This window comes from Microseira sp. BLCC-F43, from assembly GCF_041929235.1.
Taxonomy (GTDB): domain Bacteria; phylum Cyanobacteriota; class Cyanobacteriia; order Cyanobacteriales; family Aerosakkonemataceae; genus Microseira.
Map to the genome: position 1 here is coordinate 54,956 of NZ_JBHFNP010000183.1, position 23,648 is coordinate 78,603.

At 45.1% G+C, this 23,648-nt stretch carries 22 protein-coding genes and 1 pseudogene; 16 read left to right on the forward strand and 7 right to left on the reverse strand.

Annotated elements, in window-relative coordinates; genetic code table 11:
* Positions 1–212 precede the first annotated feature (212 nt).
* The 14 genes from lpxD to ACE1CM_RS25755 all read left to right on the forward strand — a co-directional run bounded on the left by lpxD (position 213) and on the right by ACE1CM_RS25755 (position 16,346).
* A complete protein-coding gene (gene lpxD / locus ACE1CM_RS25690; protein ID WP_374881699.1) occupies positions 213–1,259 on the forward strand; it encodes a UDP-3-O-(3-hydroxymyristoyl)glucosamine N-acyltransferase in 1,047 nt (348 codons plus the stop codon).
* A 248-nt stretch (positions 1,260–1,507) separates the two neighbouring features.
* Complete coding sequence (locus ACE1CM_RS25695) at positions 1,508–1,987, forward strand: Hsp20/alpha crystallin family protein (protein WP_374881655.1); 480 nt, start codon at positions 1,508–1,510, stop codon at positions 1,985–1,987.
* Positions 1,988–2,593: 606 nt separating this feature from the next.
* Positions 2,594–3,472 carry a branched-chain amino acid ABC transporter permease gene (locus tag ACE1CM_RS25700; protein WP_374881657.1) on the forward strand — a complete coding sequence of 293 codons (879 nt, stop codon included), beginning with the start codon at positions 2,594–2,596 and terminating at the stop codon, positions 3,470–3,472.
* Positions 3,473–3,522: 50 nt separating this feature from the next.
* Positions 3,523–4,392 (forward strand): branched-chain amino acid ABC transporter permease, encoded by an 870-nt coding sequence (locus ACE1CM_RS25705; RefSeq protein WP_374881659.1) that lies wholly within the window; start codon positions 3,523–3,525, stop codon positions 4,390–4,392.
* 472 nt (positions 4,393–4,864) lie between these two features.
* Positions 4,865–6,547, forward strand: a complete 1,683-nt coding sequence (locus tag ACE1CM_RS25710) for an ATP-binding cassette domain-containing protein (protein ID WP_374881661.1) — start codon at positions 4,865–4,867, stop codon at positions 6,545–6,547.
* A gap of 81 nt (positions 6,548–6,628) precedes the next feature.
* Complete coding sequence (locus tag ACE1CM_RS25715; RefSeq protein ID WP_264196779.1) at positions 6,629–6,763, forward strand: hypothetical protein; 135 nt, start codon at positions 6,629–6,631, stop codon at positions 6,761–6,763.
* A gap of 4 nt (positions 6,764–6,767) precedes the next feature.
* A complete protein-coding gene (locus ACE1CM_RS25720) occupies positions 6,768–7,679 on the forward strand; it encodes a hypothetical protein (protein WP_374881663.1) in 912 nt (303 codons plus the stop codon).
* A 110-nt stretch (positions 7,680–7,789) separates the two neighbouring features.
* Positions 7,790–9,073: a YcaO-like family protein gene (locus ACE1CM_RS25725; RefSeq protein ID WP_374881665.1), complete on the forward strand. Its 1,284-nt coding sequence runs from the start codon at positions 7,790–7,792 to the stop codon at positions 9,071–9,073.
* 40 nt (positions 9,074–9,113) lie between these two features.
* Positions 9,114–10,163 carry a SagB/ThcOx family dehydrogenase gene (locus tag ACE1CM_RS25730; protein ID WP_374881667.1) on the forward strand — a complete coding sequence of 350 codons (1,050 nt, stop codon included), beginning with the start codon at positions 9,114–9,116 and terminating at the stop codon, positions 10,161–10,163.
* 37 nt (positions 10,164–10,200) lie between these two features.
* Positions 10,201–11,367 (forward strand): ABC transporter substrate-binding protein, encoded by a 1,167-nt coding sequence (locus ACE1CM_RS25735; RefSeq protein WP_374881669.1) that lies wholly within the window; start codon positions 10,201–10,203, stop codon positions 11,365–11,367.
* 18 nt (positions 11,368–11,385) lie between these two features.
* Positions 11,386–12,942: a hypothetical protein gene (locus ACE1CM_RS25740; RefSeq protein ID WP_374881671.1), complete on the forward strand. Its 1,557-nt coding sequence runs from the start codon at positions 11,386–11,388 to the stop codon at positions 12,940–12,942.
* A 15-nt stretch (positions 12,943–12,957) separates the two neighbouring features.
* Positions 12,958–14,430: a hypothetical protein gene (locus ACE1CM_RS25745; protein ID WP_374881673.1), complete on the forward strand. Its 1,473-nt coding sequence runs from the start codon at positions 12,958–12,960 to the stop codon at positions 14,428–14,430.
* Between the two features lies 1 nt (position 14,431).
* The gene (locus ACE1CM_RS25750) at positions 14,432–15,337 is read left to right on the forward strand and encodes a ThiF family adenylyltransferase (RefSeq protein ID WP_374881675.1); all 906 of its coding nucleotides are present in this window, start codon (positions 14,432–14,434) and stop codon (positions 15,335–15,337) included.
* 223 nt (positions 15,338–15,560) lie between these two features.
* On the forward strand, positions 15,561–16,346 hold the full coding sequence (locus tag ACE1CM_RS25755) for a hypothetical protein (RefSeq protein ID WP_374881677.1): 786 nt from the start codon (positions 15,561–15,563) through the stop codon (positions 16,344–16,346).
* Between the two features lie 240 nt (positions 16,347–16,586).
* Here ACE1CM_RS25755 and ACE1CM_RS25760 read toward each other — a convergent pair whose 3' ends face one another.
* Entirely contained in the window at positions 16,587–17,852 is a 1,266-nt protein-coding gene (locus ACE1CM_RS25760; protein ID WP_374881678.1) for a hypothetical protein, read from the reverse strand.
* Between the two features lie 569 nt (positions 17,853–18,421).
* Here ACE1CM_RS25760 and ACE1CM_RS25765 point away from each other — a divergent pair.
* Positions 18,422–18,613 carry an isopentenyl pyrophosphate isomerase gene (locus ACE1CM_RS25765; RefSeq protein WP_374881680.1) on the forward strand — a complete coding sequence of 64 codons (192 nt, stop codon included), beginning with the start codon at positions 18,422–18,424 and terminating at the stop codon, positions 18,611–18,613.
* Between the two features lie 112 nt (positions 18,614–18,725).
* On the opposite strand, the gene ACE1CM_RS25770 is transcribed toward ACE1CM_RS25765, so the two are convergent.
* From ACE1CM_RS25770 to ACE1CM_RS25780, 3 genes are all read right to left on the reverse strand, one after another.
* A complete protein-coding gene (locus ACE1CM_RS25770) occupies positions 18,726–19,829 on the reverse strand; it encodes a hypothetical protein (RefSeq protein WP_374881682.1) in 1,104 nt (367 codons plus the stop codon).
* A gap of 9 nt (positions 19,830–19,838) precedes the next feature.
* A complete protein-coding gene (locus tag ACE1CM_RS25775) occupies positions 19,839–20,576 on the reverse strand; it encodes a hypothetical protein (protein ID WP_374881684.1) in 738 nt (245 codons plus the stop codon).
* 92 nt (positions 20,577–20,668) lie between these two features.
* Positions 20,669–20,902, reverse strand: coding sequence for a LuxR C-terminal-related transcriptional regulator (locus ACE1CM_RS25780; RefSeq protein ID WP_374881686.1), 234 nt, complete (start codon positions 20,900–20,902; stop codon positions 20,669–20,671).
* Here ACE1CM_RS25780 and ACE1CM_RS25785 point away from each other — a divergent pair.
* Entirely contained in the window at positions 20,887–21,126 is a 240-nt protein-coding gene (locus tag ACE1CM_RS25785; protein ID WP_374881689.1) for an archaeosortase/exosortase family protein, read from the forward strand. The genes ACE1CM_RS25780 and ACE1CM_RS25785 overlap by 16 nt on opposite strands.
* Positions 21,127–21,543: 417 nt before the next feature.
* Here the strand turns inward: ACE1CM_RS25785 and ACE1CM_RS25790 are convergent.
* The 3 genes and pseudogenes from ACE1CM_RS25790 to ACE1CM_RS25800 form a co-directional block, all read right to left on the reverse strand.
* A pseudogene (locus ACE1CM_RS25790) lies at positions 21,544–22,266 on the reverse strand (response regulator).
* Entirely contained in the window at positions 22,263–23,279 is a 1,017-nt protein-coding gene (locus ACE1CM_RS25795) for a sensor histidine kinase (protein WP_374881691.1), read from the reverse strand. The pseudogene ACE1CM_RS25790 and the gene ACE1CM_RS25795 overlap by 4 nt, the downstream one beginning before the upstream one ends.
* A gap of 30 nt (positions 23,280–23,309) precedes the next feature.
* Entirely contained in the window at positions 23,310–23,555 is a 246-nt protein-coding gene (locus ACE1CM_RS25800) for a zinc ribbon domain-containing protein (protein ID WP_374881693.1), read from the reverse strand.
* Between the last annotated feature and the right edge of the window lie 93 nt (positions 23,556–23,648).

Genomic DNA, 23,648 nt, shown 5'->3' on the forward strand with positions numbered 1-23,648 from the left:
GCCTACACAAACAAAGACCGCCTGCGCGGTCTATAAGAATAAGGGGGGTTATTAACCCGGATTTAGTATAATTGGTAATTGCTAATTGGTAATTGCTAATAAAAAATTTTTACTCGCATTAGCCCCACTCCTCGTAAAATTCTAGAATGCCGACTTCTGGGTTAGATATTTGCATGAACAACTACCAAGCACCCATCAATCGCAATTTGTCAATGAAATTTAACGAATTGGTACAAAAACTCGACGACGCTAGCAATAGTCTGACATCTAACCCAGAGTGCAACCCAGAAATTGGGGGAGTCGCGCCGATAAATAAAGCATCTGCTGGCACTCTCAGTTATATCGAAGGGGGAAAATTTGCCTCTTGGGTGGGGAAAACGACGGCGAGTGCGTTGATTTTACCTGTGGATGAAGCTTTACAAGCACAAGCTAGCGAACGGGGGATTGCTTGGATTGCTGGTGCAGATCCGAGATTATTATTTGCTCGCGCGATCGCTCTCTTCTACCAACCCTACCACCCCAGTCCCGAAATTCACCCAACCGCAGTCATTCACCCGGAAGCGCAAGTGGGTAACAATGTTTACATCGGCGCACATGCGGTCATCCAAGCAGGTGCAAAGATTGGCAACGAAGTCTGCATTCACCCGAATGTCGTGATTTATCCAGAAGTGGAGATTGGCGATCGCACTATCTTGCACGCCAACTGCACCATCCACGAACGCACCCGCATCGGTGCAGATTGCGTAATTCACAGCGGTGCTGTTATTGGTGCAGAAGGTTTCGGTTTTGTTCCCACTCGTCAAGGTTGGTTCAAAATGGAACAATCTGGCTGCACGATTTTAGAAGATGGGGTAGAAGTTGGTTGTAATAGTACTGTTGACCGTCCTTCCGTGGGGGAAACGCGGATCGGTCGCCAGACAAAATTGGATAATTTAGTACATATTGGACACGGTTGTCAGGTGGGGTCAAATTGTGCGTTTGCGGCGCAAGTTGGTTTAGCCGGTGGCGTGAAAATCGGAAATGGCGTACTGATGGCGGGACAGGTGGGAGTGGCGAATCAGGCGGAAGTGGGAGATAGAGCGATCGCTACTGCTAGAGCTGGTATACATAGTAACATCGAGCCGGGAGCGATCGTTGGTGGTTACCCAGCCGTTCCCCAAAAGCTATTTCTTAAGATCTGTGCCACCTACAGCCGCATCCCAGAAATGTACCAAACTCTTAAACAAATCCAGCGACGATTGGATAGTGGGAATCGGTAATTGGTAATTGGCTGTTGTTAGGCAAGCGGCGTTACAAACCCAGTTTCTTTGCCTGATTAGCAATTAGCAATTAGCCATTAGCCATTAGTGATTACCGATTCGGGAAAGTGTACCTTTTTTTGTAGGGTTTACCTCACTAACCCAATTGCTGAAATACGGCACTATAAAGTCAAAGGCAGAAATGCCTTGTCTGCTAAACAAAAAGATTGAAAATTTCAAATTCTGTCAATCGTTAGTGAGGTGTAGCTATGCCACTCATTCGTTGGCAACCTTTCCATGAAATGGAATCTCTGCGCCGTCAAATGGATCAATTGTTTGATGAATTTGCCGGAATGAACCGCGAAACCAGTTCAAAAACTTGGGCGCCTGCAATCGAACTAAAAGACGAAAACGACCATCTTGTTTTGAGAGCGGAAATTCCCGGTGTAGAAGGGAAAGACCTCGATATTCAAGTAGCGCGCGAAGCTGTCTCTATTAGCGGCGAACACCGCTACGAAAAGAAAACGGAAGAAAAGGGCTTCTACCGCTCTGAATTCCGCTATGGCAGTTTCCAACGGACAATTCCTCTACCAGTTCCAGTAGAAAACGACAAAGTCCAAGCCGAGTTTAAGAACGGTATCTTGACGCTAACTTTGCCTAAAGCAGAAGAAGTGCGCCGTAAGGTATTCAAGGTGAATCTCGGCGACAGCCAATCGGCAATTCCGGCGTCAGAAAATAACCAAGGCTAACTATAAAGATTCGCAAATTAATGGCGTGAATTAGCCTGGTAAGTTGATAGCTTAGATTCAGATCCTCGGCTTCTTCTAGAAGTCGAGGATTTAGTTTATGTCAACAATGACGCTTGAAAGTAGAATTTATATGATGTCCGTTGAATTGCCCATAATAAAAAAACCTCACCCAGTCGTTGCGTAGGGACACGGCATCATAGATTTCTCGGACAAACAGATAACGTTAATAATGCCGTGTCCCGGCTTCTGATTGCGGGTAATCGACCGGAGATGATATTATACCGTTTTCCCATCAATGCGCTACACACGGGGCGGGGCGGGTTTACTATAATTGTTTGTTTTTGGCATTGGTTATTGGTAAAACCCGCCCCTACAATCGGTATATGTTGATGTGTAGCATTATCAAGGGAAATTGAGATTACGTTGGGTTGAGGTAAGGAAACCCACTTACGCGCGCCGATGCCATCACCTTAGTTTCTTCGTAGATCTCTAGTTTCTAAACCAATGATTTTTCATAGAAACCCGGTTTCTTTCGTGAATTGGTTGATGTTGGATTTCACTGCCGTTCAACCCAACCTACAATAATGGCAGTGAGGGATTTATTGGATGCAAATAATAGCAAACGGATTGATTGCAGGTTTAACTATTGTTGTACTAGCTTTAGCCTTTGTCGTAGTTTACTTGCCGACGCGGGTTTTTCATCTAGCCTTGGGAGGTGTATACGCAATTGTTCCTTTTATTGCCTGGAGTTGTTGGCAAGCGGGATGGCCTTGGTACTGGGCAATAACAGTAGCAATTATAACAGGTGTATTGATTTCTCTAGCTGGCGAATTGTTCAATCATGCACCCTTGGAATTAAAACAAGCATCCTGGGGCGCTCACTTGGTTTCATCTTTGGGAATTTATATTATTATCGTGCAAATTGTGGCGTTAATTTGGGGGACGGAAAGCAAGTTTTTACGCAGGGGGGTAGATGCAGTAACGGCTATTGGTAATATTAGGTTAACCCAGACACAGATGGTAACGGCGGTGGTGTGTGTGGGTGCGATCGCTCTCTTTTACATATGGCTAAAATCCACCAATCTGGGATTGCAATTTCGAGCAATGGCAGATAATCCCAAACAATTTGCCCTCCAAGGTTATAACATACTGCAACTGCGGCGAATTGCCTTTGGGATTTCTGGGCTATTGGGTGCGATCGCTTCTCTTTTAGTAGCTTATGATGTAGGCTTTGACCCCAACACGGGTTTAGTAGCCGTTTTGCTAGCTGTAGTAGCAGCACTAATCGGCGGGCGACAATCTTTTTGGGGGGCTTTAATAGGTGGCATTTTGCTAGGAATAGTTCGTTCCCAAGCAGTTTGGTTACTTGACGCCCGCTGGCAAGATGCAATAACTTTTATGATTTTGGCAATATTTCTCTATTTACGCCCTAACGGAATCCTGGGTCACAAAAGCAGATTAGAATCAGAAATCAGGAATCGGTAAAAGGAAATACAATTAGCAATTAGCAATTAGCAATTAGCAATTAGCAATCAATGAACTATTTACTTCACCTACTGATTTACCTAAGCATTTATCTGATTGTTTCCCTCAGCCTGAATTTAATCGTCGGTTACTGCGGATTGCTAACCCTAGCCCATGGGGGATATTTTGCTTTAGGCAGCTATGTTTACGCTCTCGCTACGCTCAAACTAGGGTGGGAATTTATGCCTGCAACAATCCTGATCGTAGCAATTGCCGCTGTATTGAGTTTGGCGGTTTCTTTACCAGCTTGGCGGTTTCGGGGCGACTTTTTTGTGATGATAACTCTGGCGGTTCAAGTATTGCTGTTCAGCCTATTTTATAACTCGACTAATCTCACAGGCGGCGCTGAAGGATTGGCAGGAATTCCCAAACCGAAGTTGTTGGGTATTGCATTCGATTCAATCGGTGCAATTGCGATGCTATCCCTTGTTTTAGCGGGGGGTTGTGCCTTAGTTTCTTGGTTATTGCTGAATTCGCCTTGGGGGCGACTGCTGCAAGCGATGCGCGATGACGAATTGGCGACGCGCGCCCTGGGTAAAAACACGCGGTTGCTCAAAGTTCAGGTTTTTGCGATCGCTTGTTCTATGGTGGCAATTGCGGGTGTTATTTACGCCGCCTATGTCAGTTACATCGACCCCAGTGCGGCTAATTTAAACCATTCGATTTTGATGCTATGCATGGTAATTGTAGGCGGCGTTGGTAATTTTTGGGGACCTTTGGTGGGGGCGGCGGTGCTGGTGGCGATTCCAGAAGTGCTTCGCTTTATGTTCATACCAGATGCTTACGCTGCTAATATCCGCCTGTTACTCTACGGACTTCTGCTAGTGGTAATGATGCACTTCCGTCCCCAAGGTTTGGCAGGAAATTATCCCATTGATTAGCCTTGGGGGGCGGGTTTAGTACAATTGTCTGTGTGTGTCAAAGGTAATTGGTCAGGACTTACGCAAGCGCGTTCCTATCACCAAAGTTTCTGGCGGCGGACTCTAGTTTTAGCGCCACGATTTTTCAGAGAAAGCGGGTTTCTGGCGGCGGACTCTAGTTTTAGCGCCACGATTTTTCATATCACCTTAGTTTCTTTGCGTAAGTCCTGTTGGTAAAACCCGCCCCTACTGGTTACAACGAAAGCCTAAATTAGCAATGCCTGTGGCGGAAAAATACAAGTTTTCTTAATGGCGCTCCTATCTATAGGTGCTGGTTACGCCTTGTTTTGATGTTTGTTGTAACCGGGTTACAAGTCCCGGCATCGTCAATATACCTAAAGTTCCGCTTAAATAATGGGTTTGGCACATCCATAGATCGCGAAAATGGTTTTTGAAACCACCTAATAAAAGGAACTGCCAAGATCTACCGGACATGACTACTTGTTCTCCAAATCTGCCAATTGCGATTCGCCCAAAGGGCGGAAGCGCCAGCGTGCGGTCGGCATATCCGCTTTGCCCAATCGCACACGCCGCTAATTCTGAGGGAGGATTCAGGTTTCCTTGGAGGGAAGTGGCGCTCAAACCTGTGGAAAAACCGAAACCATCAACTCAAACTGATTCGGCGTCAATCTTATCGGGTCGGCAAGTATTGCTGCGCGTTCTTGACTTGCACAAGCAATTTGGCGGACAAACGGTTTTAAATCGAGTTTCTGTCGAACTGAGTGCGGGTGAAGTCGTGCTGCTGCGAGGCGCGAATGGTTCCGGTAAAACAACGCTGCTGAATATTCTCACGGGTAATTTAGAACCCGATGCGGGTGCGATTGAATTGCGTACCAATGGGGTGTCAGAGATGTTTCGCTATCCCCGGCGGTGGTGGAATTTGAACCCGCGCTTGACGCCGGAAAGAGTAGCACTAGCTGGGATAGGCAGAACTTGGCAAGATATTCGACTCTTTTCCACCCAAAACTTACTCGATAATATTGCTTGCGCCGCGCCCAATCAATTAGGAGAAAACCCTGCTTGGGCGCTTTTGCGTCGTTCTGAGGCGCAAGAACAGGAAAAAAGAAACCTCGCAGCTTCCCAAGCCATGTTACTGGATTTTGGGTTAGCAGGTCGGGAAACTTCATCGGCGGATAAAGTTTCTTTAGGACAGTCTAAACGGGTAGCGATCGCCAGAGCAATTGGTGCAGGCGCGCGCATTTTATTTTTAGATGAACCCCTATCCGGTTTAGATGCTGCTGGAATTGCCGAAGTCATGGCAATGCTGAACCATTTAGCCAAAGAACACAACGTCACTCTCGTCATCGTCGAACACGTTCTTAACATTCCCCGCATTTTGGATTTAGCCACAACTGTATGGACGCTAGAAAACGGCAAAATTGCTGTTGAATCTCCCGAAAAAGTGCGAGCATCACTTCTAAAAAACTCTAGCAGTAGTTTCCTGGATTGGATAAATATGCTCGCTGGCGATCGGGGGAAAATCATGCACCAACTTCTGACTGGCGGTGCTGTTTTATCCACAATTGTTAGTAAGGAAAACTCAAGTGAGGTTGTGCTATCGGTTGAAGATTTAGTCGTTTACCGAGGCAACCGCCTCGCGATCGGAAAAATCGATAAAAATGGTGAATTGCGAGGGCTTTCTTTTAAATTGTACAAAGGTCAGATGAGTATTTTGCAGGCTCCCAATGGCTGGGGAAAGACTACATTGATGGAATCGATCGCCGGATTAATCCCCATCCATCAAGGTAGCATCCGACTCAACGGTCAACCGATTGAAGCATTACCCCCTTGGGAACGAGTCAACCTGGGTCTTTCTCTACTACAATCTGGCGATAATACTTGCCTCAATCTGACAGTTCGCGAAGCACTAAATCTTGCCCGCGTTGATAAAGTACCGCACCACGTCACCAATTTACTTAGTAAAAAAGTCTCAAATTTAAGCGGCGGTGAAAGGCAGAAGCTTGCTTTTTATTGTGCCATCGGCAAAGGCGAATCATTCTTAATGGACGAACCGTTTTCTGCTTTGGACGCTCCGAGCGTTCATCGCTGCCTTCAGCAAATTAATAACTTTAAAACAAATTTATGTTTAATTGCTATTCCTCAAACGAATTTTTAAATTATACACAGATAAAAATGCTATGATAAATACAAGAGCATCTACTAAATTTAGCAATAAAATAAAAAGGAGTAGCAAAACATGGAAATCCGTCTAAAACTGCATCAACCCAAACGATTGAAAGCGAACGATTCCCTGAGAATTCTGCTACAACAAGGCAGACTTCTCGCAGCAGCAGAAACCTCCAGTGCTTGCAGTAAAGCCACCCAACGTTAAATCAATGAAAGAAAAAATAGACCAGGGTAAATATATTGGCTTAAGACCGGATGTAGAAATCAAGGAAGCTAAAGCCTTTTTGTCAGGCAAAGAAATTGGTGAAATTGAACTAGATTCGGAATCACAGCCAGTATTGTTAGCATTACTAACTTTGTTAGATGGAACTCGAACAGTGGCAGGGATAGTTGCAGAACTTCAGTCTAAAGAAATTGCTGAAGCCGCTGTAATATCTTGCTTAAATTTTTTGTTGGAATCGGGGTTCATCTACCAATTTTCCCGCAGTAAAGATATTTATATTGCGGCGAATTATGCTTGGCGATCGCCAAACCCAGAAGAAATTTTAAATAAACTTGCCCAGGCTCAAGTTTTGTTACAGGGACAGCAGAATTTTTGTCAGTTAATAGCCGAGGGATTAACCAGATCGGGAGTGGGAACGAAAGTTATTCCAACTAGCGAGGAGTGGGAAACTTTTGCCAGTCTTGCCGATTTAATTATTTTGTTCGGAGAAACTGGGGAACAAGTCTTAGCGGTTAATTCCTGGTGCGTAAAAAACAACAAACCTTTAATAGTGGGATGGTGGAAAAATTTCACCATTTCTTTTGGCCCTATTTTAGTTCCCGGCGTAACGGCTTGCCAAGCTTGCATATACGAAAGACAAGGAAATATAGCTTATCCCGATCTTGCAAATACTTGCCAAGCAGGTAGCTATCCGATGGTTGTATCGGCGGCTAATTTACTAGCAGGAATTTGTGCAGAATTTTTGAGCGGTGCGGGGCTTTCGCGGGCGTTAACATCGATTCATGAAATCGATATTCGTAGTGTGACTTTTGCTGATTATCCTGCTTTGAAAAATCCCCGTTGCCGGGTATGCAGTCGGTTAAAAACTTATCCGGAGGGAGCGGTAATTGATGTTTAATTTGGTCAGCAAGCAATAAATTTCTGGTTGTAGGGACACGGCATACAATGATTCTACGCCTTGTCCCTACAAAGCCTGTTAAAACGGTTTATAAATCGTTTGAGATAATTATGAAACCTAAATCGTTAAGTGCTTGGGTGGGAAAAGGTAGTCCGATTCGCGAGTTGGTGAAATTGCAGCGACGCCCTACAGATTTTCGGTTTCACGTGTGGGGGACGCGGATTAGCCAAGATTTAGAAGCGAGACTCCCGGAAACAGCGGATCGGTTTGTGGGATGCGGGATATCGGAAGATAATGAGAATGCGATCGCATCTGCTTGTGGCGAAGCTTTAGAACGTTACGTCTTCGCCCTCACAGAAGATTTGCTAGCAGAATTACCCGTGCAAAATCCGGATAATTCTATATCCGCCGACTTAATCTTTAACCTTCCCTTCTTACTCCCAAAAACAATCTCCAGAAAAGCTTGGTGCGAACAAGCAATTAACTCTCCCCGCCGCATCTTACCCGCCTGGAAACTAGATACTAATTCTCCAAATTACCTATTACCCGTTGAATTCCTCACCCAAAATCAAAGCATCAATCTATTTCAAACTACCAACGGCATGGCGTGCGGCATTACTTTAGAAGATGCCATAGATCGAGGTTTAAGGGAAGTGATTGAACGCGATGCTCTCATGGTTGTATGGTTATACAAAAATGGGGGTACTTTTATTAATCCTGCCAACATCCTGCCAGACAATTATCTAGAACAAGTGCAGCGGATGCAAAATCGCGGGATTAAAACAATTATCCGCGATATTTCTCCCGAATTTGGCTACAAAGTTATTTTAGCGATTATCGGTTATTTTCCCGCAGAAGGGTCGCCGATTTTCGCCTTTGGTGCCGGTGCTGCTGTCAATATTGATGATGCTGCGAGACATGCTTTTCGGGAAGCTTGTTTAGGTTGGAAAGGCGTTTCTTGGCGAGTTGGTTTAAGCGGTTTGCGGCAAGATTTTTCCGAAGGAAAGGAGGCAATTCCTGGCAGTTTTGCCCAACATTCGGAACTTTATTTTGACCCGGAAATGGTATCCCAAGTATCTTTTTTGTTTGAGAATAAACCTGCCCCTTTAGCCGAGGCGGATCCTCTGGTATATCGTTCCCAGGTTGAACCTGGGAACGAGTTGATCGGCAATTACCAATTACCAAAAGACATTTTTGTTCTCGATCTCACTACACCCGATGTGAGGGAAATGGGAGCATATGTTGTTAAAGTAATTGTACCTGGTTTAGTACCGTTTTACTTTGCCGATCTGGGGACGGATGAATTAGCAGCAACTCGCTTACCCACAACGATAGGAGGAATAAATATAGATAAAGACGCCACGATCAATACCATGCCCCATCCTTGGCCTTAAACCATGACCAATTAGCAATTAGCAATTAGCAATTAGCACTATGCAAACCGATGAAACTTTCGTGCGGATGTTGGCAGCAACTCCTGAAGTTCAACAGCCGAAACTCTACGAAATTTATCATGAAAATACGAAGATGCATCCGCTGTTGGAAGCGAGAGTCGTCAATGCAGATACTAATCCCAATGCTGCATTAAATCGACAGACTAATATGATAGCGATCGCAGAAATTGAATCCACCGTCGCCACCGGGGGCAAAAAATATCGCTTTGCCACTCGCCATCAGCTTCCCCATGCCCTCGATACCATCGGGGATGTCACCCTGAAAGACGTACTCGAAAGGCGCGAGTCGATGCGCGAATTTCAACCCGAACCAGTAACATTAGAACAACTTGCCGTTTTGTGCGAGTTAACCTACGGTTGGAACCCCAAACGGGATGTGGAATTGGACGGGGGAGAGATTTCCTTCCGCTATGCGCCTTCTGCGGGTCGTCTTTATCCCCTGGAATTGTATTTAGTTATACCAGCGCCAGAAGACGCCCAGACGCCCAGAAGGGGAGATGGGGAGTGCGACGCTTCTCAAGAGAGAAGTACCCAGTCACAAGCGTCCGAATTTATTGGTGGAGAACAAGAGAATTGTTCCTTGTTGCAATCCCCTGGTTCGGATCGTGGGGTGTCCCCGAGTCCCCGCGTCCCCCCATCCCCGCGTCCTCTGGAAGATGAGTGCGATATTTGGCATTATGAGCCGAATTCCCACGCAATAGAGCGCATACATCGGGTTAAGGCGGCAGAAATTCGCGCCGCATTTGTCCATTTCCCTCAGCGCTTACCTGTTGTAGCATTATTGACAGGAGTCATTCCGCGGCTAACGTGGAAATATGGCGATCGAGCATACCGTTATGCTCACTTAGAAGCAGGTCATGTGGGGCAAAATTTAGTTTTAGCAGCTACCGCTTTGAATTTGGGTGCTTGTCCTATCGTTAGTTTTTACGATGATGCTATCCATGACTTGTTAGACGTTGATGGTGTTTCGGAAATTGTTTTATACAGCTTTTTTATCGGACATCCAGACACCAGCAACCCGCAGGATTAAACAGTCTAATTACCGGGGTGTAGAAGCAAAACTAAAGATGTATAATTATAAGCCTTATCGAAGAACGAGGCCGAATAAACTATGGGTGATTTCCATAGCGATCGCCACCCTTATTAGTACGTTCGGTTTACGTTATTTATTTGGACGGCATCAAAAAACAGCCGCCAATAATTTTTGCGTCGGGGTGATTTTACCGCTGACTGGAAACTCGGCATATATCGGTCAATCGGTTAAAAATGGTATGGATATTGCCAGCGCAGATTATGCAAAGCAAGAAGCATCTAAACAGCTTCACCTCCAGCTTGAGTATTCAGACACGGGTGGAGATGCTGCTAAAGTCGTGACGGCATATCAGTCTTTAGTCAACATCAAAAATTGCCCATCTATTATTGCCGTTCAGGAAGGTGTAAAAGCACTAATTCCCTTAGCCGAACAAGACAAGCGCGTGTTGTTAGCAACTTCTGTCCCCGATAACGGGATAACAGGTAAAAATCCCTGGGTTTTCCGCTTTTTTGTCAGCGCTGAAAGCGATGCGTCAACAATGGCAGAGTATGCTTTTAGCAAGCTCAACCTTCGCAAAGGCGCGATTATTTACGTTAACAATAGTACGGGAATTAGTTATCGGGACAGCTTCACTCAAAAATTTACCAAACTAGGAGGAAATATAATAGAAGCACAAGCGTTCAATCCCGATGATGTAGACTTTCGGACCCAAGCTTTGAAAATCAAACAAGCTGCACCCGATGCAGTTTATATCGTCGGTTATGGTAAAAGTATCGCCAACATTCCGATTCAACTGCGCGAAGCGGGGGTAACGGCGACATTTTTGTCAATGGGTACGATTAGCCAGCCAGAAATTTTACAAGCAGCGGGGGAAGCTGCCAACGGCCTCTACTATACCACCGCTGAATTCGCCACCGATTTAAACGCTGGTACTCCCGAATTAAAGCAATTTGTAGACAGCTACAAAACCCGCTTTGGCACGAATCCGGTGTTTTTTGAGTTTTTTGGCTATGATTCGCTTAAATTGCTTTTACTGGCGGCTAAGCGAGGAGGAACGCAACCGGAAAAATTGCGAGAGGGAATGTCTGCGATCGCTAACATTCCCCTAGCAGTCGGAAATGTTTCCGTGGGTCAAGATGGTAACGTCCAGTTTCCCATAGTTGTGCGGAAAATTGTCGATGGAAAATGGACAGCACCGTAATGACTCAAAGGAGAAAAAATGGAAGATCCAATCAAACTATTATCAATTGTTAGAGACTTCGAGTTTAATTTTACCGGAGCGGATGAAACCCGTTTGAAAAATATATTGGAACAAGCTTTGAGAAAGTGGGAGGAGATAGACTTTGTTTCTTTCGCCACGGCATTTGAGGTGCAGGGAAGGATGATGGTTAATATTTTGAACCGTTTAGTTGCGCCGGGAGTTCATATTATAGACTCTCAATTAGATGGAAATACCCGCCAATTAGTGGAAAAAAAATTTAGCCAATTTATGGAATTAGTTCGGTATCCGGATATGGGAAAAGGTTTTTGGCCTTGGGATATTCGACGGATAGAAACACCAGGTGAAGTTGGCTGCTTTCCACCCAAAATTATCTACCTCAAAAGGCCAGAAAATTTAGGAGAACCGAGCCAAAAAGATAGGCAAGAAACTTTGAAATTTGGTGGAGATGTCTGGATAGAGTTTAACATTACACCAGGCGAAACAACTAATATTGATATAAATAAATTTATCGGTGAATTTTCGCTAATAAACGACCAAAAATTATTAATACAAGCAAGCTGGAAGTGGTTTGCTGTTTATCCTTGTCTTTTGGCAGAAGAAATTCGTCAACTTCGAGGTAGAAATAAAAAATCTAGCATTTTAGTATATTTACTTGGAACTCGGAAAGAATTTGCCAAAAGACCGCAAAACGATTACGGTCTAATTGTGGGATTGACTGCTGAAGTTTTACAACATCAAAAGTTAGCTGAAGTTGTAGACGCGATTACTTTTGCTTGGAATATGCTGGCAGTTTCACCTCACATTTTAGACGATGGACTCAAAATTGCTCAACTAGAAGCCGGTCGCCATACCGTCCACACCGTTAGAACTTACATCACCGTACAAGCTTTGCCTATTATTAAATTTTTAGTAGAAAAACATATAGAATCCGATGACGCGAAAGAATTAATTATCGATTTAACGAATCAAATTGCTACCCTTCCTGCAATGATGAGTTTCGTTAGTCGTCGTCCTCTCGAACATATTGATAATTCTACAGATGGTTTGCGAACGGTAGATTTTTCGGAATATAACTTGATTGAGTCTATTTCAGACTTTTTTATCGAAGAACTTGAAGAGAAGCGAGGATTTATTACAGAAATATATCGGGAAATTAAACAAGAATTAACGCATAAATTAGGCAAGGATAAAAACAAATGGGTGAACGAACTTTACTTAATGTCTGCTCTGAGCGAAGTAGTATCAAATATCGAAAAAAATAGCAGGATTGGCAGCAAAGTAAAGATTTTATTAACGAGTATTGAAAATAGCGAAGGCGAGGAATTATTCCGCATCAAAATAACCAATTATCTGCATCCGCAAAAGGCATCCACTTATGAATACGACCGACAAAAAAGCCCAATTCACGGTCTTAAATCTTTGGAAGCTTTCTTTGAAGCACTTGGGGGACATGCCACGGGTGAATTAGATCCGGATGGCTATACCTATTCAACGATAATGGATTATAACCTGACCCTATGGGAAAAAGGGATTAACTTTCTCATGCACCAATAAAATCGGTTAATTAAAATGGTTACCAGCAGAACTAAAGCGTTAAAACAACAACTACTTCCCCAATTAATCCCCATAGAACCTCCAGGGGAAATTGGGTTTCGAGTGCTTGTACTTGATGACCAAATGTTCGCGAACGAACTTTATCCATCCTTACTGATACTCAAGGATGAAGGGTGGGGGAAATATAAACGAACAATTAGTATAAATCCTGAAGTTAATTTAGAATGTATTTATAATAGCGAACTCGATTTGGAGGTGATGATTTGTCGGTCTTTAGAGTATGCCAAAAATTACATGCTCGATATGCATTTTGATATTTGTTTAGTCGATATTGACTTTAAACGAGATCCAGAGTATCCTCACGGAAACCATCCCAGGTTAGGAGGATTGTTGTTTGCGATCGGACTCGTCAACAAAACAAAAACCTGCACCTCTATTTTCACCGCATTAGGCGAAGAACTACGGGAATATCCAGATTATAGTTATCTCAGGCAACTCGCAGAAAAGCAAGTCTTGGGAAACTTGTATTTTGAGGAAATCGAACAAGACCAAAAACAACTAGAAGCGATTCTGAAAAAAGCTTTCTACAATTATCTATTCCCCGAGAAAGTCCACGCCGATAGCTGGTGTAAAAAAGTTCTGCCAATCTTAAAACCAACCGCAAGTTCCGCTTCAGCTTGCGCTCAACATTTATTCAGCGGCGACGAACCAGGATTTCTCGAATTACAAGAACCCCGCGACGGAATGAGCAATCGAATTTCCCACGAACTCATCCGCATTTTAGTACCAAAAGATTATCGCAAAGAAGTCGCAGGTCTTTTACTCAAAACCGCCTGCGGTCACGCAATGGTAAGATATTTATTTTGCAGGTTAGCTCACGGTATTAACACCGAAAAAGCATTGCGCGGCGATTTGGAACCTAAAAATCAGAAGCAATTCGATCGATGTTTTGAAGATGCTTGCCAGCATTTTAACATCGCCGATCCTCAAAGATTTAGGAAAAAAATCATAGAAGGTGGGAAAAAGTATTACAGAGTTAACTTATCTGAAATTTTCTCCGATTCCGCAACACCCAGCAGCGAGAAAAATATTTTCCTTTACGGACTTTGGGAAAATCCTGACGCAGCTTGGAAGAACCTGAAGAACGAAATTGCCAGTCTAGTCGTCCAAAAAGGAACCGATGCACCCATCCAAATTGAAACTTGGGAAATCGACCAACAAGGCGAACCCGTTAATGGCGATGGTTGGGGTCGAGTTATTAAAATTTGGGCGAATAGAAAAGGCGATGATTATAGAGATCAACCCAACCAAGGAGGAACGATAGATCAAATTAAACTATTGCGAAAAGTTGCCGCAAAATTGGAGGTAGTGGGAGAAGAAGGAACGTTCAATTTAAGTGAAAGTCGATGGATCAAAGAAGATAAATCTGATTCAAACCTTGTTTGTCTTCGCATCACAGCGATACACATACCCGAAACGGAGAATTAATATGATTGAATACATGGAGGCGATGGAAAGGCAATTTGGCATGTGGGGTTGCGAAGGTCAAGAAAAACTCCGAAATGCCAAAGTAGCTGTGGGAGGGATTGGAGGAATTGGTGCGATTTCAGCCTTGATGCTGGCTAAGTCTGGAATCGGTTATATTAGGATATGCGATCGCGATGCCTATGGCGTCGAAAATATCGTCGAACAAGCATTCGCCACCTACGACACCGCCGGCGTGGAAAAAGTCGCCGCCGCGAGTCGAGAAATGAAACGCCACAACCAATTTGCCGAAATTAATGGTTTTACCGGAGATCTTTCCGACGAAGCAGTTGCTATGGGTTTGGTAGAAGGAATTGATGTCCTCGTCGCCGGCGTCGATAACGCTGCTGCGAGGTTAATGTTGGGCAAAGTTTGTGCTAAAAAAAATATCCCGATGGTAGTATCTGCTAACATTGGTTGGAGCATTCTGCATACAGTTTACTTCCCCGGAGAACATCACTACGGTACTATTTGGCGGGATGTGGAAGGTTTAACTTGGAACGATGGTTTTCCGGATATAAATAACCCCGCTACCCGCGAAGCAATGCAAAAAGAATGGAATATTTGGGTAGCAGCTTTATCGAGTTACGAACCAGATTTTCTGCAAAAATTTCTGGCAGAAAATCCTTCTTACTATTGGTATTCATCCCCGCCAGCGTACTTTGGCGCATCAATGGGAGTTCTGGATGCGCTGAAAATTTTAGTGGGGAGAGGAGAAGTGTATGGGTTTCCAAAAATCTTTTATTTCGACATGAAATTAGGCAAGTTAATGTCTTGGTCAGACATGGCGCAACGCCGTGCATCCATCCGCGAAGTATGGGATAAAGGAATTGATGAAGTAATTCGGGTGGCTAAAACTTGGTCGTTTTGAATAACCAGAAATAAAGTATAATCACTTTTGGTTTATTCCAAAGATTGTTAAATCCCCCGCTCTGGGACACGGCGTATAATTACTTTTAGTTTATCCCAAAGATTGTTAAATCCCGTGTCCCTACATCCAGAAATCAATTCTCCATCTATTTTCATTGATGTAGGGGCGAGTTTTACAGACAATATATGCATCAAATCCTAATATTAAACTAACCAGATACAATATGACCTCTGAAATTGAAATTTACTACTACCTCAAACGAATAGATGCGGATTTACAGGATGAATTAAAACCAAAGTTAAAAGGTTATATCAATTTAGATAGTCATTTGGCTAATTTGAACGTCACCCTATCTTCAAATCCAAAAGTAGGTATAATTCATGCCAGTCAACGGCATACCCCAGAATTCATAAATAAAGTAAGTAATATCAATTTTAATTTAATAATTTTTATAAGTCAAGGGGCAGGAAGGCCAACAGAAGCAACCAAAAAATATCAGGAACAATTTCCTAACGTAATAATTTGGGATGGCGGGACAGAATATCTAATTGACCATTTCGCCGAACTGGAAAAATACTTAACGGAAAATCAGAATAATTGGAAAATTGAAGGGTGGACAGCAACAGAATTTCAAAAGCTTTCAGCTTTAACAATTCTGTGTCAAGGCTATTTGGTAATTTACGCGGGATGGTCAGAATTATCAGAAACTATTGTGGATGAAATTAGAAAAGATATGAACCGGAAAAAAGAGCGGGTGAGCGAGGCAAGCTGGTGGTTGGATGGTTTGGCGCTTTGGGATGAAGAAAATCAAAAAATTAATCGGGAAAAATGGGAAAAATTTGAGCGGGATATCGCTCAAGAGTGGGAAAATCAATCCCACGAACAAATTCCAGATGCTTTGATTCAATTGCTGAACGCTATAAAGGAAACGCCAACAAAACTAAAACAACCCCAGCTTGTAGCTGAGGCTTATCAATCATATCAAATCCGGTTGCATCGGAATAATTAGCTTTGTTGCTAATTGCTAATTGCTAATTGCTAATTAACCCTACAGGTCGTAAGTCCGATGCAACGGTCAACGAGCGGGACTTACGCAAACACCAAAGTTTCTATGAAAAATCCTTGGGCAAGGCAACTAGAGATAGACATAGACACAAAGTTGATAGGAGCGTGGTGCGTAACTCCTGACGATATCAGTTGTTGGCTAGAGAATCCCGGTTTCTTTAAGAAACCGGGATGGGAAATGGATTTAATTACTAACAGATACTTTGGGTTTAAAAGTACCGTTGCGGAATTGCCAAGCAAGTTCTAAAAGCTGGAACCACTGCCGTTGCACCTGTTTGGTTGTCCATTGCAGATATTGGGCGATCGCAGAGTCGGTCTTGCGATCGCGTTTGAACTGCAACAGTTGCTGCTGCTGCGGTTGCAGTTGCTGGCAAAATGCTTGCCACTGCTTTTCGTTCAGCCCCAAATTATCGTCCAAATCTGCCCCCAACCATTGATGTACCAGTTGCCATTGATGCGCCTTAGCAAATTTTTCTACGTGGTACTTGAAACGCTGTTGCAGATAGTCCCGCCGCCGCGCTTCTAGCCCTAAAATATCGTCAATTTCTGGTGCTGAAAAATCTTGCAGTTTTAAGATTAAATAATCTACGCAGTCCGATTGACCGTTAGATTCTAAATATTCCACCAACTCCTCAATTACGCGATCGCGCAAAAAACTCTCCGCCGGATCGATCGCCTCTGATACCATCGAAGCGCGCACCTGTTGCATCGCTTGACAGCGGTTGGGTTCCCCATCGTCGCGGGGAGGTTCCGCAGCCAATTCCATATCCAGGGTTGTTTCCGCAGGTTGGCGACGGGAAAACCCTTGAGCGCGCAGCACGAGCAACTGCTGCGCGCCACCCCGCTTCAGCGTGATGCGGCGGCGAGCATATTGCTCGCTAAATGCCATATACTCGGCTAATTCTAGTGTGGTGCGGGGTGTGTAATTTTCAGCTAGTTGGTTTTCGCGCCGGAAGACGGTGAGGGACTCGATGAAAAAGCTTTGCAGAAAGTCCTCTAACAGGTGATAGCGGACTTGGAAACTCACAGGGCTTCGCATTGGTGTAATGTAGCGGTAAGCGATCGCGCCCAAGGTGCTGTGCAATTCGATCCGCGCCTGTTTTGACCCCAAATAATAGTACTTCAGGCACTTAGCAATCCGATGCCGCGCCAAGCTTAGCTGCCAACACCGGACACAACCAGACCTTTGGATGCGCGCGCTAGAGCGACAAATTCTGACCACCTCAGCAGCAATTCGCATCGCTACCATCTGTAACGATGCAGGATGCACCGTCTCTACCTTGGTTCCCAATTGGGTGCGATCCTTGAGTTCCCTCGCAATATAGTCAGCCAGCGTCTCGACATTCATTTCCAACCCTAGATCCGCCTCTGGGAAATGGTTGTTGGGTGCCGCCGAGTCAGTCGGAACATCAGCAGTCTCAAAAGAAAAGTTAGAGAGTTTACCGTTCATAGTCTTACAGCAGGGGTAATGCACCGCAGCAAAATGCGGCTACAGGGAAATGATTTCGTCGAAAATAGCGAGCATCAAAAGCCAAGGCATAATTGCTCTTTAGTCGCGTTTTTATGTAAACCCCAAGCCGGAAAAACCTGCTTTTACCAAATCGGTTATTCGATTAATTGCGATCGGGGGACGCACCGAATTTGATATTGCTCAAGCCAAGCGTGCAAGTCTCTTCGAGACGGCAACTTGGAACGAGCGATCGCGGTTCCTTCAGAGTTTAGCCTTTAAGGCTTAATATCATGGGAGTGAAGCCGCTCGCCTGCTCCAACTCCTTTTCCAACAGCACCCTCTGTATTACAAGCGTTTCAAAAATCACCAATAAATCCCCAACCCCAACAAAAACCTTGCACCCAAGCTGTTTTCCACCCAATTCGCCTCTCCTGGAACTTGAAACTGAGTTACGAAAGTTACTGCACCTCTAGTAGCTCAAATCCCTTGCGCTGGCTCTATTACAGCCAAATTTATCCCTAGAGGGAGTGTAACTCGTAGCTAAAACTACGTCTGTAACCCGATGACTGATGGCACCCGTAGCAGGGGAGATGGGGAGATGGGGAGATGGGGAGATGGGGAGATGGGGAGATGGGGAGACGCCCAGATGGGGAGATGGGGAGATGGGGAGATGGGGAGATGGGGAGATGGGGAGATGGGGAGATGGGGAGATGGGGAGATGGGGAGATGGGGAGATGGGGAGATGGGGAGATGGGGAGTAGAGGGGAATATAGATTCAAATTCCCCTCTGCCCCTCTGCCCCTCTGCCCCTCTGCCCCTCTGCCCCTGGAGCACACCTGCTCGCCTGCTCTCCTGCTGGAACCGGAGACGATATTATGCCCGTTTCTTTTGCAGTTTCCCAGCTTCTATCGCGTAGAGGACAATACCCATATCAAACGTTGGACGGTAGCAACCCTGCTCTGAAGAAAATAGTTGACCGGGGGTCCCGACATTGAGTTTAACCAGTTGTTGACTCAGGCGGTGAATGGCGACTTTTAAGCGGGAACTGGTTTGGGATCGCCCCTCAATCTGCACGCCTAATTTTAAGACTTTTCTGCCTTGTGAATTAAATCCAAAGACAATATCCTCTACAACCCGGGGATCCAACTCCGTACTGGTATCCACTCCCGTACCAGATTTGCGCGCCGAATAGTGATAATCTTTTTCACAAATCTCCACTTCAGCTCCCTGCTCAGCGCGTTGCGCTAAAATCTCCAAAATTTGGAATGATTGCGCATCAGGCTTAATACTGGAAGTGCGGTCAAGTTTTTTAGAACCTGGCATTTCAATAAACACGGCTTTTTCTGTCGGTTGAAGTTTCTCCAAAAACCGCTGCACGGTCCTATCCAGTTCATATTCAGAAGTTCCTGTCTCCTTCAGGCACTGACGCAGGCGCTTGTACTTGGAACCATTTAGCACCTCTGGGTTCACCCCCAGTCCAATTAACACCCGGGGTTTAACGATCTCAATCTTTATATCAGATAGCGGTCTAGTAATTAACTCCACCAGCCAACCGTACTCCCCATCTGGATCTTGATCAATAGCTTGTTTGTGGATAATATCGATCACGCCGCGTTGCCGCCTTAATTTAGCCGTTTCCTTGCTGAAGAGTTGGCTGTCTCCTTGACTCCGCAGTTGAGGCGCAGAGGTCACCATAATAATTTGCACATCTGACCGATGATTCGCAATTTCTCGCACGACGCCAGAACCCTGCCATCGCTGGAGTTCCCCGGTTTTTCCCTCCACCGGAACCGGCGGCACAAACAAAATTTCATCCAACAGAGCAAACTTAACCCTTGGATCGGTTTTGGCAATTTCAATCGCTTCTTTAGCTAATTGAGTCGCGCGACATTTAAACCCAGCTTGCCTTAACCGACGTTCGTGCAGCGCCAGCCACTTTTCATCATCATCCAGAATTAAAATACTCAGCTCACCCATATAGTCGCCTCAAGAAAACGCTCCCAGTCCTTCTCCTGCCTTCATTACCAAGTCGCGCCATTTCGTAAAAACTTCGCGCAGCAACACAATTTGGGTGTCATCGTAGTTATCTGGCTGACCCATCTGCTCGAGTAATGTTTGAAAATGCTGTTGGATTTGAGCGCTATAACCTCCCACTTCGACAACGGCGTGACAAGCAACAGGTGTATCAGCGCGTAGCTGTTCGATAATTGTTGTCAGGGACCGTAACGCTTTGGCATCCACTGCACCATTTCCCTGCTTTTTTGCCAATTTTCTCAGACAAGGGATGACCCGACGCTGAAACCATCGATCGGCTGCCTTTAGTTCTTTTTGTAGCATTTTTAAATTTTCTGGTTCCATAGGAACTAATTCCGCGACTTTTTCTAGCAGATCGGGTAGTTTCCAGGGATAGGTACAAGCATCGTGGGAACCTTGTCCCCAAAGCAGAATTGGGTGTTTTGCTCCTAAAGCATCAAACGACTCTGATGCTAGAACTAAAACAGCACCGTCAAAACCATGCAGGCGTAGTTCTGCCAGTCTGCTAATCTGTTCGCAAGACAGCACTAGCACCGACTGTTTGGGGAATTTGACTTTTGCCTTGCCTATAGGCTGTTGCAGCCCCATTCTTTCTATTCCCAGCAAAGTCGCTACAACCGTCGCTACTGAGTTGGCGATTGGGGAGGATGATTCATCGATCAAAACCAGAACTACTCGTGGTAGGTTCATTCGCAAGCTTACTGCTCGTTATTAGAACAGGGGTTCGTAGTCGCGCTGTCTTCGCTCATCCTAGCGCCCAAGCGCTACTACAAACTTAAATATCAATCGTGCAACCAACCCAGGTAAGCGCTGGCAAACATGGCGGCTTGAGTGCCAAGTATGCTGGTGATATGGTTTTTGACCTTCCTTTCAGAAATGTATAGCGCTGCGGCAATTTCGCGGTTACTCGCTCCTGATACGATTAGAGCCAAGACTTCCCCTTCTGGGGGTAGGGAAGTCGGCTGAGGTGGAGTCGAGGTAGGTGGGGGCGATGATGTGGATGGTGCAACTTGCAATTCTGTTTTTAGTAATTTTTCCCACAACTAAAATACAAAAAATATTAGTGCCGATAACGGTTGTATTAATTGTGTTGTTGGTGAATCGAATTCGGACGGCTATTATGGCTGTTTTAGCCCCTCATAATTATCAAACCTTTGAATATTGGCATTCAGATAATGCTCAGATATTTTCGACTATTCCTCTACTTATTTTTGGATTTTTATGTCGATATTTATCATAAAAAATCATGAATTTACGCCTAAATATTAAGCGAACGCTCGACGGTAGACAGCCGAAATGTAGGTGACAAATTTTGGTTTAATGACTTGACACTCTGTTTAATCCCCAAAATCCCGTGTTAGCAATCGAGCGATTCGAGGTGCTGTGTAATAAAGCAAAATTCCTAAAATTAGAGGAATTAGAAAAACTAGAAAATACTGAAATCCCAAAAATGGTAATGAAACAGATGCTATACAGAGCGTAATCACAGAATAAACAATGATGAAAAAAGCAACTATCCGAAAAATAAGAACTGTAACTTTTTGATAATTAGTCATAAGATTAAAATCAACAAAGTTGGCTTGACTCAACTATATTAGCCTGAGTCTAAACGACGGCGAAAATCAGCATAACAATTACGAAAGGCTCAATTTTCCTCTTATTGGCGTAACAAAGGTAGGTAAGCGCTGGCAAACATGGCAGCTTGAGTGCGATTCGCCCAAAGGGCGATCCGCTTCGCCCAATCGCGCAAATGTAATTGACTCAGAATGCTGGTGATATGATTTTTCACCGTCCTTTCTGAAATATAAAGCGCTTCGGCAATCTCCCGGTTACTCGCTCCTGAAACAATCAGCGCCAAGACTTCCCGTTCTCTGGCAGTCAATCCAGCGAGTTCTGGCGGCAGGCGAGTCGGCTGTTGCGGAGTGGAGGCAGGTGGGGGTGCGATCGCGCAGCGTGCCTAAAGGCGTATCGCTTTTTGCAACAATCCTGGCCCCATTTGGGTGTACCCTTTATGAACGGCTCGTATTGCCCCTGCTAGGTCATCGGAATGGGTATCTTTAAGTAGATAGCCCCGCGCCCCCAAGCGCATCGCCTGGGAGACATATTCATCATCGTCAAACGTCGTTAGCACTAACACTTTGGTTTGGCTAAATTGCTGACAAATCACGCGAGTCGCCGCTACACCGTCCAGGATCGGCATTCGCACATCCATCAACACCACATCGGGTTGTAAGGTTTCGACTTGAGCGATCGCTTGCTGTCCGTTTTCTGCTTCACCGATTACTTCCAAATCGGGTTTGGCTTCGAGGAGACTCCGCAAGCCTTGGCGAATAATCAGTTGGTCATCGACCAGCAGTAGGCGAATTTTAGCATCGGTCATAGCGCCAACCTGGGTAATCGAATTGACACGGTAATGCGGCAGCCTTTTTGTGGTTCGCTCGTGAGGGAAAACTGTCCCCCTAGCGCCGCTGTGCGCTCCTGCATTCCCTGGAGTCCAAATCCGGTTGTATTTTGCTTGGGATCGAACCCTTGACCATTATCGACAATCTCGAGGTGAATCGCTTCCCGACTTTGTTGCAGGTGAAGGCTGACTTGGGTTGCTCCACTATGCTTGTAAATATTGGTTAGCGACTCCTGGATAATCCGGTAGAGTGCGGTGCTGATTTCCGTTGGCAAGGGCTGCGAGAGTTCAAGAGTGCAGTCTGGGATAATGCCGGTTGCGTTTTGAAATTCGGCGACGGTTTTAGCGATCGCGGCTGCGAGGGATTGCCCTTGCAACGGATCGGATCGCAGGGTAGAAATAGAACGCCGCACTTCTTGCAACGCCTTGGAACCTAACTGTTTTGCCTCTCGTAAAAAAGACTCGGTTTTCTCGGCACCGGGGGGTAAAAATAGCAAGGCATTTTCTAATTGAATACTTTGAGCCGTCAGAGCATGTCCGAGTGAATCGTGAATTTCGCGGGCAATGCGATTGCGTTCTTGCAGCATTGCCTGGTCTTCAATTCGTAAAGCATATTGGCGCAGTTGGTTATTAGCCAGCAACAATTGTTCTCGACTCTGACGTTCTGCCAGTAAAGCATTGACCAACAACAAAATAAACAGCAGCGTCAGTCCAAAGGTGACGGCGGTATTGAGCTTGAGGGTGAGAATCGTGCTGGTAATCGACTCTGGGATTGGTTCGGCTCTCGGCGGTGGTGGGGGACGCCAGCCCAAAAACTGCATCAGCAAAAAGGCAATAAACACCAGTCCTGCTACGGTTAAGCGACCGACTTGCCCAAACAGCAGACAACTGCGAATCACAACGATTAGACCGAGCAACGGGAAAAATCCACGTCGGCTTTGCAGGAGGAAGGTCAAAAACAGCAATCCCAATTCCAACCCGGTATAAAGCACTTTGTGGTGACAACTCCCACCGCCAACCGCTTAGGCGGTCTGGCGGGGGCTTCTTAAACTCACGAATAAGAGTTCCTGCTTCATAGGCTGTCCACTGACTAAGCCTCCACAGGCAGCAAACGGTTGTCCTACCGTCCGTTGAAGAATTACAAGAGCTGCATTCAAATCTCTGTCTAAACTGATTCCACAACTCGGACAATTATGAACTCGAACCGACAAATCTTTAATGACTCTTTCGCCGCAATTAAAACACAAGGGTACTCGTACCTTTGGCATCAACTTCCTGAGTATGCTTGCCGCGTCTTACCGAAGAAAGCTTGCAAAATATTCAAAAATGCACCCCAAGCCACATCCAGTATCGATTTAGCT